Below are 13,193 nucleotides of genomic sequence, written 5' to 3' on the forward strand. Positions count from 1 at the left end.
GCGCAAGCCCCGCGAAAGCGGCTGGGAGGAGGGAGCAGGAGGTTTGTGATGCGGCGGCTGAGAGGCTCTCCGCCCTTCAAAAGCCGACTCTTGGTGGTCGATGCGGAAACGCAGCGGAGGGTCGCTGGTGGGCGTTTCCGCCGACTTTCGTCGGCGGCTACGGGAGGCTTGGTAGCCGCCGCCGTGAGGCGGCGGACCCAAGATGCGAATGCAGATCCGCACCCCGGAGGATGGCCATTGCGGAAACTCTGTGGCTCACTGGATCAAGGCGCCGACTTCCGCCGGCCGCTGCAGGGGGGCGGTGGTTTGCAGCTCAATCCGCCGACTCCCGTCGGCGGCTAAGAGTGAGCCGGGTCCGGATCCGGGAATACCAGCCCAAAGCCCCCACAGAATGAACGGCCCACAGAGAACACAGAATGCGCAGAGGGAAAGCGCACCGAGCAGGCAGAGGACGCAAAAGGCGACCCATGGGCAAGGTCCGCCTTACAAAGTCGGGGGCTTGGACCCGGGGGACGTTGCGAGGTGCGAGACAGGCTCGAGGCTTCGAGAGAGCGGCGGCGCCGGAATCCGCGGTTTGACTGATACGGCGTTCGTGGGCCCGCGGGAAGCTCCCTCGAACCGACAAAAGCCGACGCAGGTATCGAGCCTTCGACCTTCCGAAGCCTGCTCGGAGGAGACTCAGCGTGTTGGCACGCTCAAGGCGCCGGTGGGCGCGGATGAGCGCGGTTCCACTCGATGACTGCGTTGTACTTGGGGGATCCCGTTTGGCTGGCGCCTTCCAGGAGCCCCCAACTGCCCCATTTCGAGGAACTGCTGACGGAGGAGAACAAACAGCAGAGGTCGCCGCCGGCTTCGCGAAGCCAGGCATCCAGATAGGTCCTGTAGAACTCGCCCATGGCCGGGTGACGATTGGCGGCCTGGAGCGAGCGGGTCAGATCCTCGAGGTTTTCTGCACCGCCGGTGCCGACGAGGTGTTGGCCGGCCTCGTAGGCGATCAGGCGCAGCCCGTAGCGGTCGGCCAACTTGCGGTGTTGTCGCATGTGTTCGATGGCCTCGGGCAGGGCGTGCTGGCGCACGTGGTCAAGGAGCCGCTCCAGGGGCCAGGTGGCGACCTCCGCCGCGGGTGGCAGGGTCTTGGATCCTTGCAGGGAAACGATGGGGCCGAAATACGGTGCGATGGCGAGGGCGTCGAAGTGGCGGGCGCTGTCCTGGAAGGTGAGAATCTGCTCGGTGACATGGGGATTGGCGGCCTGGGAGGCGATGACGCGGACCAGCCGTTCGCGGCCGCCGAAGGTTTCTTCCCAGATGCGGTGAATCTGGCGCGAGCGCCAGGCGGTGTAACGCCAGGCGGCTTCCCAATCTTTGTCCGCGAAGCCGAGTCGCCGACCTTCCGCCGCGGCGTAGTGGTGTTGGGCGAACATGGAATTCCAGAGTTCGTTGGAGTACTCGACGTACACGTGAAGGTCGGGGCGGAGCCGATCCCGGACCATGCGGGCGAACTGCCGGACGTAGTCGTCGGTGGCTTGATGCGGCATGCAAAACCAGGGATGGGCGCCGAGGCGGTTGCAGAGGTCGATCATGATTTCCAGCGGCACACCGCGCTGGCTGTAGGTGGCATGGGCGGGGGTGGGGCGATCCGACCACTCGCGTTGTTCGGAGTTGTTGGTTTCCATCCAGTCCATGAAGCGGAGGGTGTTGAATTCGCGCCAGCGTTGAAGAAAGGCGGGGTGAAACGGGCCGGTGGGACCGTCCGGGCCGCAACCGGGCATGAAGAGGCGGATGTTTCGCACGGGACGCTCGGGATGGATCTGGCGCAGTTGGAGGAACAAAGGGCCCTGGGCGGGGTCGAGTTGGATTTCGAGGCGACCGGGCTGGCGCCGCAGCATGCGGCCGCTGCCGCCCACGTCGAGACGGCCCTCGCCCTCATAGAGACACAGGTAAGTGCCGGCCGGGGCGTGGCCGTGGGTGAAGAGCAGCGTTTCGGCCCAGCAGTCGGGCTCGAGGCGGCGCACCCAGCCGAGAGAATCCAGGTCCAGTTTGGGCCCCTGACCCCAGGGCGCACCGGTGCGTTGGCTGATCCAGGGCCGGGCCGTTTTGAAAGCGTCGGCGAACGGGTGCTCGGTGTTCCAGTCGGCGATACCGCTGAGGTTGATGCCCAGGCGTGAGCGGGCCGGGGCGATGGATTCCGCGGCGGCGGCGGCGAGCGCGCCCGCCGCCATCAGGGCCACCAGGCCCAGCCAGGGACCCGCGGCCCAAAGCGCCCCGGGACGTCCGCAGGGACTGTCGGGCGCAGGGTTGGCTCGACCCGGTCCGGAAAGCACGGGGAGCGTCCCGGTGGAAGGCGTCCCGGGGTGGGGTCGATACAGGCAGGCTGCGATGGCGCGATACTCGGGGCAGTTGAGGGTCGCACTCATGGTTCGAGGGTTATGAGCTAAGAGAGCGGGACGCGGCGACTTCGGCCCGGGCCACAAGCCAGACGCTGCGTGGATTGAATCGGGTGGGCCGGCCCGGCGCGATCTTGGGCGTGTCGAATCCATCGGCCGGGCGGGAGCTTAGCATGCGAAGGAGGGCTCCATGCAAGCGTGAGAGCGCTTACCGCGGATGCGAGGTCCACGAGTTGCGGGGGACGGCAAAGTGTGGGACCCCGAGATTCCGCACTGGCCAACCCGGGCCGCAGGCGGTTTTCTGGTTTTGGTACTCGGACAAGGGAAGCCTGGTTTGTGAGAGCGAGAAAGCCAAAGGGTAGGGACCGTGCGGGCCGCCGGGGTTTGACCGGCTGGCGCGGCGTGGGCTGGCTGGCCGGGTGCGCGCTGCTGGGCTGGTTGCTTTGGAGCACGGCCTGTGCGGTTCTGCCGGCGCGTACGGAGGCGGGGCAGTCGCCTGCCGGGCGGCAGTTGCCAGCCGGGCTGAGTTATCGGGTCGAGATTCGGGAGCAGCCGCGCCCGTTGCGCATTCACATACTGGTGGTGGAGTTGGACCAGCGGGCCCTGGAGCTCGCCGTGGCAGCGGGACCGGACCCGGACGGGCCGGGCGGTGCCGAATCGCAGTTGGTGGAACCGACCATGTTGGCTGCAGAAGCGGGGATGGTGGCAGCAGTGAATGCGAACGCGTTTGCGTGGTTTGGCGGGGAGGAGGCGACCTCGCGGTCCGCACGATGGCGTGCGGGGATGGCGGTGGACATTTTGGGCTGGGCACATGATGGCCGGCGGCAGGCCAGTCCGCCGGAGCCCGGTTACTGGAGCGTATGGCAGGAGACGGGCGGGCGGGTTCGTCTGGGTCAGGTGCGGCAGGCGGCGCCGGTGCGCTGGGCCGCGGCCGGATTCGGTGCGCTGGTGATGGCGGGGCAGGAGGTGCCGTTGGAGGATCGGGCGCGTCATCCGCGCACGGCGGTGGGGGTGGATCGGACGGGTCGACGGCTTTTCTGGGTGGTGGTGGATGGACGGCAGCCGGGTTACAGCGAGGGGATGACCCTGCGGGAGTTGGCGGCGTGGATGCGGGGGCTTGGCTGTTGGGAAGCGATCAATCTGGATGGCGGGGGGAGCAGCGCAATGCTGGTGCGGGACCCCAGGGGCGAATGGGCGGTCCTGAATCGGCCGTCGGAGGGACGACTGCGGCCGGTCCCCGTGCTGTTGGGGATTCGGGTGCGGGGGACGGCTTCGGGGGCGCGAAGCTCTCCTTCGGCCCGCTGACTGCGACGGGCGGGGCGGCGCCTCGCGGAACGGCCGGGGGCGTTGGAACCTCCGCGGAATCAAAGCCGGCCTGCAGCGGCTGGGCCGTTACTGGGACGAGTCGTTCCGCCAACCCAGGGCCACGGCGCATTGGCGCGCGAGGGCCCGGAAGGCAAGGGCGGCGCGAGTGCGATACCTCAGGTTGTGGAGCAGGAGGTTGATTTCGCGGCGTGGCTGGGGCGCGCTCAACGGTAGGAGACGACATCCCCGGGCCTCGGCCAGCGCGCCGAAGGACCAGGGGGCCAGAGAAACCCCAATGCCGTGGGCGACCATCTCGATGATGGTCCCGAGGTGGGCGGCTTGGAACCAGACCTGCCAGCGCACGTCTCGCGCCTTGCAAAGGTCGTGGACCTGGCGGCCCAGGCAGTGGAGTTCACTGAGCACCAGGGCCTTCTCCTCTTTCAGGTCGTCCCAGTGGATCTGACGGTGTCGGGCCAACGGGTGGTTTCGGGGGAGCAGTACTCCCAGCGGCTCGTGGCCGAGCGATTCCACATGGACGGCGGATTCCACTTCGACGCTGGAAACCAGCGCCAGGTCGAGTTCGCCCTCCTCCAGACGCCGCAGCAGACGTTCGGTGAGGTCTTCCACGACTTCGAGTTCCACGCCCGGGTGTCGTTCGGAAAACGGCGAGAGCAACCGGGGCAGCAGGCCGGGGGCAATGGTGGGGATGGCGCCGACGACCAGGCGCCCCTGGAGCGGTTCGCGGCAGTCGGCGACACAGCGGGTGGCGTCGGCAACCTCGGCCAGGATGCGGCGGGCGCGCTCATAGAATCGGCGCCCGGCGTCCGTGGGGATCACGCCCCGCGGGAGACGATCGAGCAGCGGTTGACCCAGTTCCTGTTCCAGTTTGGCGATCTGCTGGCTGAGCGACGGTTGCGCAACATGCAGGCGCGCCGCGGCGCGGGAAAAGCCGCCTTCCTCGACCACGGCCACGAAATACCGGAGTTGGTGCAATTCCATAGGTTTTGCCTATGGCAGGCATCGTAATTGGCTTTTGGAGGGGAGACAATCCGCGGCCTACGTTCGGAGTGGTTCGCACTCCCGGCCGGCCATGTGGGGCCGGCCCGGGAGCACGGAGATTCAGGAACAACTCGAGATCACGGGAAGGAGAGATCGACCATGTTCCTGCGCATCGACAAGCTGCAGATCGAACTGCCGAAACCGAAGGAGGCCGATCCCAACGCGGCCGCCGCGGTTCAGGAGTTGTTGGGGGGACGTTTCGGTGAAATGTCCACCCTGATGAACTACATGTACCAGTCGTTCAACTTCCGCGGACGCGAGAAGTTGCGACCGTACTACGATCTGATTGCGAACATCGCGACCGAGGAGCTGGGGCACATCGAACTGGTGTCCGCCTCGGTGAACATGTTGTTGAACGGGCCGCGCACCTCGGACACGCAGCCGGTGGATCCGGTGAGCGCGCCGCTGGAGTCGGCCAAGGACGTGCGCAACACGCACCACTTCATTGCCACGGCCCAGACCACGCTGGTGGGCAACTCCATGGGCCAGCCCTGGCGCGGCGATTATGTCTTCGCCAGCGGCAACCTGATTCTGGACCTGCTGCACAACTTCTTCCTGGAATGCGGGGCGCGTACGCAGAAGCTGCGCGTTTACGAGATGACGCGCAATCCGGCCGCGCGGGAGATGCTGGGGTATCTGTTCGTGCGCGGCGGCGTCCACGCGCTGGCCTATGCCAGGGCCCTGGAAACCCTCACCGGTGTGGAGGTGAAAAAGATGCTGCCGATTCCGAAACTGGAGAACTCGATCTTCCCGGAAGCGCGGAAATTCGAGCAGCTGGGCGTGCATCGGAAGCTCTACCGGTTCAGCCCCGACGACTATCGGGAGCTGGCCAAAATCTGGACGGGTCCATCGCCGTCGGGTGATGGGGACCTGGAGGTGGTGGACGGCCCACCGCCGGGCGGGCCCTTGCCGGACCTGGCCGATCTCTCGGCCGAGTTCGCTCCGGAGTATCACCCGGCGGAAATTTACGAAATCGCGCAAAAGCTGACCGCAAAGGCCAAATAACCGGCCGGCGTGTGCCTGCAGCCGCCTGCCGGAAGGGGTTCGAGCGCCCCGCCGGCAGGCGTTTTTTTATGGGCGGGCCGGCTGAGATTCCGGAGCGGCTTCCGGAGGGGTTCGAGAAAAACCCTGCAGGAGCCGGCGGGCGTCTTCGAAGCGAAAGTTGGCCAGGGCATCGGCGGCGGCGTCCAGGTCGGTTTGCGGATGGGCTGCCCGCCGGGCGGCGCGGCGCAGCTGGTAGAGCTGCCAGACCATCGCCAATTCGTTGGTGGTCGGAGGAAAGGCCGGGTCGATCCATTGCCGGCGCAACTGCTGTAGCAGGGCCAGATCGCGAAAGCCGAATTCCCGGGTGGGTTCGATGAGGGTGCCCTCGCCGAAATGGTTCCACGTGGCGATCATGACCATGGGGATGGCATTCGTGAGCGCGCGGGTCAGGGTTTCCCGGAAGGTGTCGCCGCCGCGGTCGCCCAGGTAGCCCCAGTAGGGACGCGTGCCGGCTCGGGCGTGGATGTCGTGGAACCGGGGAAAGGCACAACTGATGGCGGCGGGCCAGCGCTGAGCGGCCTGTTCGAAATCGCCAAGGTAGCGATGGAGCGCGGCCGCAGAGAGCACGCCACCGGTGCCCGGGGCCTGACTGAGCCACATCGGCGGCCAGGCAAAGGCGCCGACCGCTCCCGGCGCGGGAGTGTTGATGGTGAACAGAGCGGGAGGGGGGTCGCATTCACGCACCAGGGCCGGCCAGTCCTCCGGGTTCCGGAGGACCTGCGGACCGAAGTTGAGCAACACGGGTCGGTCCTTCCAGCGGAGGTAACAGGCACGACCGAAATACGCGGAGCAGGCGTATTGGAGGGCCCGACGGGCGCGATCCAGCGCGCTCGGTGGAGGATGCCCGGGGTCGGGCGCGGGCGCCTGAAGCGCGCGGTCTTCGTAGCAGAGGACCAGTTTCAGTCCGGTGCGCTCGAGGTACGGGAGGAGTTGGTGCAGTCGTCGGTCGATGGTGGCGTAGTCGAAGACCGGTTCGGGGCCGAACCAGTTGACCACGACGGCATCGGCACCGGCCAGGCGCATGAGAAGGGCGTGGTACTCGAGCACGACCGGATCCCCTGAGTCGTAGGTCCCGATGAGGGGTTGGTACCATGAAGCGATGTCCTGCTCGCCCAGTGCGTTGGTGCGATCTGGGCGGAACCGGTCCATGGTCCAATGCCAGCCCCAGGTCGGGCTGTGGGGCGGGGCGCTGAACCAGAGGTGATAATAGATCAGCACGGACTTGGCCTGGGCCGGCAGGAGGACCGGGACAAACCCCAACCAGACCCACAGGCCGGCGAGGATTCGAAAAACCCGGGCTCGGAGATCAGGAGCGCAGGTATTTGGCGACGGCTTCGGTCCGGGACTGCACATGGAGTTTTTCGTAGATGCGGCGAATGTAGGTCCGGATGGTTTCGATGCTGATCTGGAGCTGATCGGCGATCTGCTTGTACGTGAGGCCGCGCGCCAGACCCTCCAGAACGGCCTGTTCCCGAGGGGAAAGAGCGGGATGGGAAGGACAACGCGGGGCGGTTTGGCGGAAGGAGGCGACGACTTTGCGGGCGATGGAGCTGGACATGGGCGAGCCGCCTTCATGGACCTCGCGGATGGCTTCCAGGAGTTTGTCGGGCGTGACCCGCTTCAGCAGGTACCCGGTGGCGCCGGCGGCCAGGGCGGCAAAGATCCGGTCGGCATCCTCGTACACCGTGAGCATCACCACCTGGACATCGGGCAGGATCTGCTTCAATTGCTGCACGCAGGCGATGCCGTCGCGGCCGGGCATGTTGATGTCCATGAGCACCACATCCGGCGGGTTGCGGGGGATGCCCTCGAGAGCGGCGGCGGTGCTTCCGTAGGTGGCGATGCACGAAAAGCCCGGCGTGGCATTCAGAAAAGCGGCCATGGTCGCGCAGAGGGCGCGGTCATCGTCCACGAGGGCAACGCGGATGACAGGGTTCATGGTTTCCCTGGCGGTACAGGGTTGGGAGGGGGCCATGGCAGGCGCAAGCAAACTTCGGTGCCCTGACCGGGGAGGGAGGTGATGCGACAGGTCCCCCCGAGCTCGCTCATGCGATGGTGAAGGTTGGCCAGTCCCTGACCGGGATCTGCACCGGTGGCCGGGGTTGCCGGATCGAATCCGCGGCCGTTGTCGCGCACGATCCATTCCATGCCCTCCGGCGTGCAGCGCAGCCGCAACTCGGCCCGGGTGGCGTGGCTGTGTTTCAGGATGTTGGTGAGCGCTTCGCGTACGGCACGAAACAGGTGATGCCGCACATGGGAGGGCAACATGACGGGCGGTAAAGAGGCCGGCAGGTCCACCTCGCACTCCACGGGTGTGCCCTGGAAAAAGTCGTGGGCGTACTGCGCCAGGTAGGAGGCCAGATGCTCGAGGGAGTCATTGGCGGGATTGACGGCCCAGACGATTTCATCGAGAGCCCGGAGCAGCTCGCGAGAGGCTTCGGCGATGGCCGCCACGGCCGATTCCCGTTGAGCCGGATCGATCTGGCTGCGACGGGCTTGTTCACTGAGGAAGGAAATGCGGCAGAGTTGGCCGCCCATTTCATCGTGCAGGTCGCGGGCGATCCGGGCGCGTTCGCGTTCGAGGGCGTGTTGGTGTTGCAGGGCTGCGAGTCGCCGGCGGGCGCGCCGTCGTTCCACCGCTTGGGCGCAGGCCGCGGCGGCCAAGAGGAGACCCAGGCCCAGCGCGGCGGCCGTGCCGGGCCGTTGCCAGAAATGCGGCGGGATGACGAGAGCCAGTTCCGTCTCCGCCGTGTCGAGGCTGAAAGAGCGGCTCTGGGCGCGGAGGCGGAAACGGTAGCGGCCCGGGGCCAGCGAACCGTACGTGACGGTGCGGAGCTCCCCGGCGTCGCGCCAGTCCGGGTCCACGCCTTCCAGCCGATACGACACGCGCACGGAGTCCGGTTCGGTGACGTGGAGCACGGCAAACTCGATCTGTACCTGCCGGGCTCCGGGCGTCAGGTGCACCGGGCGGTGTTGGTCGGGTGGAGGATCGCGAGGCGAAGCCGGGCCGTTGCTGTAAACGGTCCGCCCATTCCCCCGAACGGTTTCGACCAGAACGCGCGTGGGCCGGCGGTTTGCCGGTGCCCGGGTTGTGTCCACCACGATGAGTTCGCTGCCGCGGGCGATCCACAGCTCACCGGAGCGGGTCCGCAGCATCGGAAGAGCGGCATTGGTCTGGAGAGGGAACGATCGGTCCGGTTCTGCGGATGAGTCCCAGGGCCACCAGGCGGTGCGCGGGATCGAAAGCTTCTGTTGCGCGGAATCCGGTCGCCAGCAGGCCAGTCCGGGCGAGCTGGCCAGCCAAAGACGACCGGAATCGTCTTCGGCGAGCGCCAGAACCGGGAGCGGCGGGAGGGCTTCGAAGGCCACGGCGATCCACCCGAGGGTGGCTTTGCGCCACAAGCCGGCCTCCGTGGCCACCCACAGGGTGCCCGTACGAGATCGCAGCAGGGCGAACACCCGCCTGGCCGGCAGCCGGTCCACTGGTTGTGGAGGGTTCGTCGCGTGTGGGGTGAGGTGGAACAACCCGGCGCCCAGGGTGCCGATCCAGAGGCCATCGGGTTCCCACAGCAGGGTGGAGACGGGCACTTGGCCCCAGGGCCGTGGCTGCTCCTGCCGTTCGCCGTGCTGGAGCCGCCAAAGACCGCCTCCTACGGTGCCGACCCAGAGGGCCCCGTCGGGGGCTTCTGCGAGCGCATGCACGGGGGCCTCGGGCAGGTGCGTGTCTTGCACCTCATCGGCCACGGCCTGCGGATCTTTGAACCGGAGCAAACGGGATCGGGTACCCACCCAGCAACTGCCGTCCGGGGCCGTCCAAACGAACTCGGGCGATTCTCCCCGGGCGGAGAGCCCGGCTGCGGAGAGTCGGGCGAAGTTTTCGCCGGTCCAGCGCAGCAGGCCGAGATCGGCCTGGGCGATCCAGAGGAGTCCCGGCGCGACCTCAGCAAGGCCGGTGATCGGCGTATCGGCCAAACCGTGTTCCGTACGGTAGATCACGCGCCAGCGAGGGCGCACACGGTACAGTGTCACGCGGTCGAGCACCCACATCGTCCCCTCCGGATCCGAGATGGCAACCATCGGGCCTGCACCAGCGGACAGGACGCGCAGGCGTGGGCCCGGAGAAGCCTCCGGCCCGACTCGAACCCAATGGCCCGAGGACAGGAGGATCCAGACGCCGTGGGACCGATCCGGGAGCAAACCCACGATGTGCTCGGCGTCCGATGGCTGCCACACGGATTGCCAGCCAGAGGTGTCCGAGTCCACGGAGGCCCGCCAGAGGCGGTCGGAGGTGGCCAGCCACAGGCGCCGAGAGCCTTCGGCGCACCAGGCGATCCAGCGTGACGGATCCGGCTCGGGCGGGGCGGGCAACGACCGTGATCCAGTGGTGGTCATGAGGGTCAGCGGGCCTTGCGCGGGAATGAGCCAGAGATCGCCCTGCGCACCAGGGATCAGCGTCTGGATTTCTCCGGCGGCACCTTCGGGTCGTGGCCTCCGGATCCATTGGGATTCGTCCCACTGCCAGAGTTCGGTGGCTGTAGCCAACCAGACCCGGCCCGGCTCATCGGCTGTCAGGACCCGCACTGTGCGATTGCTGGCGGTGGGAGGCAGGGGCAGGCTTTGCCAGCGGTCGTCAGCCCAACGGCCCACCTCGTTTTGATCCGTGGCCAGCCACAGGCCTCCCCGCGCATCGACGGCGACATGGCGAAGGCCGCCCTGCGGAGCGTGAGGCGGAGTGACGCGATTGAATCGGCGCCCGTCGAAGCGGAACAGGCCGTTATCGGCGGCAATCCAGAGATAGCCCTCTGCCGTGAGTGTCATCTTCAAGGGTGGGAGGGGCGGCTCAAGGGAGGGCAGGGGCCACGTGGCGACCTCGAGAATCGGCGGGTGTGGGGCGGCGATGGCCAGAGCGGGGAAATGCGCGCTGCTGATTTCCACGAAGTCGGTAAACGTGGTGCCGATGGCCAGGTCGCTGAACCACCAGGGGGCCGTGCTGTTGCGGTTACGCAGACAGACCCGGTCGAAGGAAGCGTCGGCGTAGAATCGGGTCGTCAGCGTTTCCGGCTGGTACAGCTCGTTGGCGCCGGGACCCAAATCGGGATCGAGCCAGACCGTGATCACGTCATCGGCGTTGGGGACGAACTGGATTTTGACGATGAGGGTGCGTTCGCTTCCCCGCCGCGGCACTTCGAAGCGTCGGGCATGCTCCCCCGCCGCGGGCTCGGGTCGGGCCGAGTTCAGGTCGCGCATCTCCCAGGTGGGTGGATTTGTCCCGGACGCCGATGTGGGGAAGTAGGCACTGTAGGCGGCCGCCCCGCGGGCTTTGCCGATGCCCAGGTGAGGTTCGTCGCCGTGCCAGAGCTCGAGGCCGATTTCGGCTTCCGGTTCCGGCTCCTCGTTCAGCGGGCTCACGCCGAACCGCAGGTAGAGGGTGTCTGCGGCCCGGGCGTCCCGATGAACTGCGCCGGTCATGAGGACAAGAGGTGAGTCGGCGGGCCGGACCAGAAACGGACCGGAAGCGCTCCACAGGATGGCCCCGGCGGCGAGGTGGGAAACGGCGACGCTCAAGAGGCCAACCGCCAGTCGGCAAAGGAAGCCGTGCGCCGGAGCTCGGGGGTCGCCGGCGCAGCGGCGCCAGCGGAAGGCTCTGAGTGGTGCGGCCCCCGGATTCATAACGGCAGCGTTTTCAGTATGCGTTGCCGGGGACGGCGAACAAGCCCGGCGGATGCGCCCGGACCCGAGTTCGGCAGCGCGGGGCCGGCCTGACCCGGGCTTGCCTGCTGAACGCGGGCGATCGCGGCGCTTACCGGGTGGAGTCACGTGGGGCGCGGATGGGAGCGGTGCGGGGGGCGGGTGCCGACGGTGGGGCGTTGGTGTCTGAAGGCCGGGTTCGGAAGGCGGAGCGCAGGAGCCAATGACGTTTGAGTCCCTGAACGAACTCGTCGGCATGGCGGATGGCATCGGAGATGTGGGCGAGGAGGTTTGTATTGGCTTCGACCTGCTGGCGCAGGCTGGCTGTGATGGCGCCGAGGTGTTCGAGGGTGGACAGAAGCTCGGTGGTGAGCTGTTCGACAGATTGGTCTGCGCGGGCCAGGAGTTGGGTGGCGTGCTGGAGCGTGGCCGGGGCCGAAGCCAGGATTTGGCCAAGGTTGGTGCGGGCGGGCGGGTCCAGCAGCCAGGCGCCCAGGGCACCTTCGCCCCGGAGTTGGGCGCTGAGTTCACCGAAGTTGGTGAGGGCGGGGCGCAGCGCGGTCAGGGTTGCGTCGAGGTTTCGGGTCAGTTCGGTGGCTTGGGCGAGGGTGGCCCGGACGTCGTTGGTGAGGGCCATCAGACCGGGCAGGGCGGCCTCGACCTGGCGCACGAGTTGGTCGAGCCGCTCGGTCAGTGCGGGCGTTTCCTCGGCGCGCAGCCAGTACGGTTTGGACTGGGGCGTGTAGGGGTCGAACCGACCTTCCCGGTCGTTCCAGATGCCGGTGAAGAAGCGGCGCGTTTCCCGCGTGTCCAGCAGCCGGACCCGGGTGCGACCGATTTCCTGAAGGGTCCGGATCACCTCGGGGCTGAGTGGCGATTGTGCATGGACCAGAATCTGGGGTGCATCCGGCGCGTAGATGTCTTCGGCCAGTTGCCACCGGGCGGGATCGGGAAGTTCCGTCAACGCGGCCACCGGGACATCGCGCAGCGGATGGAGAATGTAGGTGGCCGTGCCGCCGGTGCCCTTGGTGACCTCCAGTTCGCGTTTGCCCCAGAGATCGGCCGGGGTGACGCGCACCCGGGAGCCGGTGGTCCAGAGATACCCGTGGTAGGGCGCCCGAACCTCGAATTCGACGTAGACGTTGTAATAGAAGTCCTCCGGCGGCTGGGCCTCGATGCGGGTGATGCGACCCACTTCGAACCCCATGAGTTTGACCGGGTCGCCCACCCGCAGGCCCGTGGCGCGGTCCAACAGGGTGAAGTAGCGCGCCTTGATGACGAACCAGCCCTTGCGTTGGGCCGTGTGGTACGCGTAGTAGCCGAAGCCCAACATCAGCAGGGCCAGCGCCAGGAGGACGAACCAGCCGGCGAGCCGTTCCAGCCGGCTGAGTCGGGTGCGCAGTTCGGGTGTCAGATCCTGCAACGGCATCGTCTGTCGAGTTGGCCGGGGCGCGGGGCGACCCGCGGGGCCAGACCGGGCACGACGATTTCAGAAACCCGCCGGGTCGTCAACGCGGGCCCGGCGACCGGCGGGACAGCGCGGGTACCACGTGGCCTCGCAATCGTGAAGATCGAGGTCATGAGAGGCTCCAAGACGAAAAGCAACTTCGCAGGCGGTCGTATGACGGAAGGAGCGGCTTGAAGTCTCCGAGGAGACCTTTCCTCGGGGCGACCGGCGATTCGGTCCGCGCGCCGAACCATGCGCGTCGATTC

8 protein-coding genes are annotated in these 13,193 nt (G+C 67.3%); 2 read left to right on the top strand and 6 right to left on the bottom strand.

Features of this window, described 5'->3' with window-relative positions; all coding sequences use genetic code 11:
- Positions 1-695: 695 nt before the first annotated feature.
- Positions 696-2,414 carry a hypothetical protein gene (locus tag ACPDIT_RS07595; protein ID WP_423442596.1) on the bottom strand — a complete coding sequence of 573 codons (1,719 nt, stop codon included), beginning with the start codon at positions 2,412-2,414 and terminating at the stop codon, positions 696-698.
- Positions 2,415-2,720: 306 nt separating this feature from the next.
- Between ACPDIT_RS07595 and ACPDIT_RS07600 the strand changes: the two genes are divergently transcribed.
- Positions 2,721-3,689 (top strand): phosphodiester glycosidase family protein, encoded by a 969-nt coding sequence (locus ACPDIT_RS07600; protein WP_423442597.1) that lies wholly within the window; start codon positions 2,721-2,723, stop codon positions 3,687-3,689.
- An 87-nt stretch (positions 3,690-3,776) separates the two neighbouring features.
- Here the strand turns inward: ACPDIT_RS07600 and ACPDIT_RS07605 are convergent, their stop codons facing one another.
- The gene (locus tag ACPDIT_RS07605; protein WP_423442598.1) at positions 3,777-4,688 is read right to left on the bottom strand and encodes a LysR family transcriptional regulator; all 912 of its coding nucleotides are present in this window, start codon (positions 4,686-4,688) and stop codon (positions 3,777-3,779) included.
- A gap of 159 nt (positions 4,689-4,847) precedes the next feature.
- Between ACPDIT_RS07605 and ACPDIT_RS07610 the strand changes: the two genes are divergently transcribed.
- A complete protein-coding gene (locus ACPDIT_RS07610) occupies positions 4,848-5,753 on the top strand; it encodes a manganese catalase family protein (RefSeq protein WP_423442599.1) in 906 nt (301 codons plus the stop codon).
- Between the two features lie 66 nt (positions 5,754-5,819).
- Here ACPDIT_RS07610 and ACPDIT_RS07615 read toward each other — a convergent pair whose 3' ends face one another.
- The 4 genes from ACPDIT_RS07615 to ACPDIT_RS07630 form a co-directional block, all read right to left on the bottom strand.
- Entirely contained in the window at positions 5,820-7,145 is a 1,326-nt protein-coding gene (locus tag ACPDIT_RS07615) for a hypothetical protein (RefSeq protein ID WP_423442600.1), read from the bottom strand.
- Entirely contained in the window at positions 7,099-7,731 is a 633-nt protein-coding gene (locus ACPDIT_RS07620) for a response regulator transcription factor (RefSeq protein WP_423442601.1), read from the bottom strand. Before ACPDIT_RS07620 ends, ACPDIT_RS07615 begins: the two co-directional genes overlap by 47 nt.
- On the bottom strand, positions 7,728-11,261 hold the full coding sequence (locus tag ACPDIT_RS07625) for a sensor histidine kinase (RefSeq protein ID WP_423442602.1): 3,534 nt from the start codon (positions 11,259-11,261) through the stop codon (positions 7,728-7,730). The genes ACPDIT_RS07620 and ACPDIT_RS07625 overlap by 4 nt, the downstream gene beginning before the upstream one ends.
- A 331-nt stretch (positions 11,262-11,592) precedes the next feature.
- Entirely contained in the window at positions 11,593-12,909 is a 1,317-nt protein-coding gene (locus ACPDIT_RS07630; protein ID WP_423442603.1) for an MlaD family protein, read from the bottom strand.
- Positions 12,910-13,193: the final 284 nt, after the last annotated feature.

This window comes from Limisphaera sp. VF-2 (genome assembly GCF_049537125.1).
Lineage (GTDB): Bacteria > Verrucomicrobiota > Verrucomicrobiia > Limisphaerales > Limisphaeraceae > Limisphaera.

What these genes read in the sequence shown, in the direction of transcription:
- ACPDIT_RS07605 (WP_423442598.1), bottom strand. Translation starts at nt 4,688, where the DNA reads ATGGAATTGCACCAACTCCGGTATTTCGTGGCCGTGGTCGAGGAAGGC.
- ACPDIT_RS07615 (WP_423442600.1), bottom strand. Translation starts at nt 7,145, where the DNA reads ATGTGCAGTCCCGGACCGAAGCCGTCGCCAAATACCTGCGCTCCTGAT.
- ACPDIT_RS07620 (WP_423442601.1), bottom strand. Translation starts at nt 7,731, where the DNA reads ATGAACCCTGTCATCCGCGTTGCCCTCGTGGACGATGACCGCGCCCTC.
- ACPDIT_RS07595 (WP_423442596.1), bottom strand. Translation starts at nt 2,414, where the DNA reads ATGAGTGCGACCCTCAACTGCCCCGAGTATCGCGCCATCGCAGCCTGC.
- ACPDIT_RS07625 (WP_423442602.1), bottom strand. Translation starts at nt 11,261, where the DNA reads ATGACCGGCGCAGTTCATCGGGACGCCCGGGCCGCAGACACCCTCTAC.
- ACPDIT_RS07630 (WP_423442603.1), bottom strand. Translation starts at nt 12,909, where the DNA reads ATGCCGTTGCAGGATCTGACACCCGAACTGCGCACCCGACTCAGCCGG.
- ACPDIT_RS07610 (WP_423442599.1), top strand. Translation starts at nt 4,848, where the DNA reads ATGTTCCTGCGCATCGACAAGCTGCAGATCGAACTGCCGAAACCGAAG.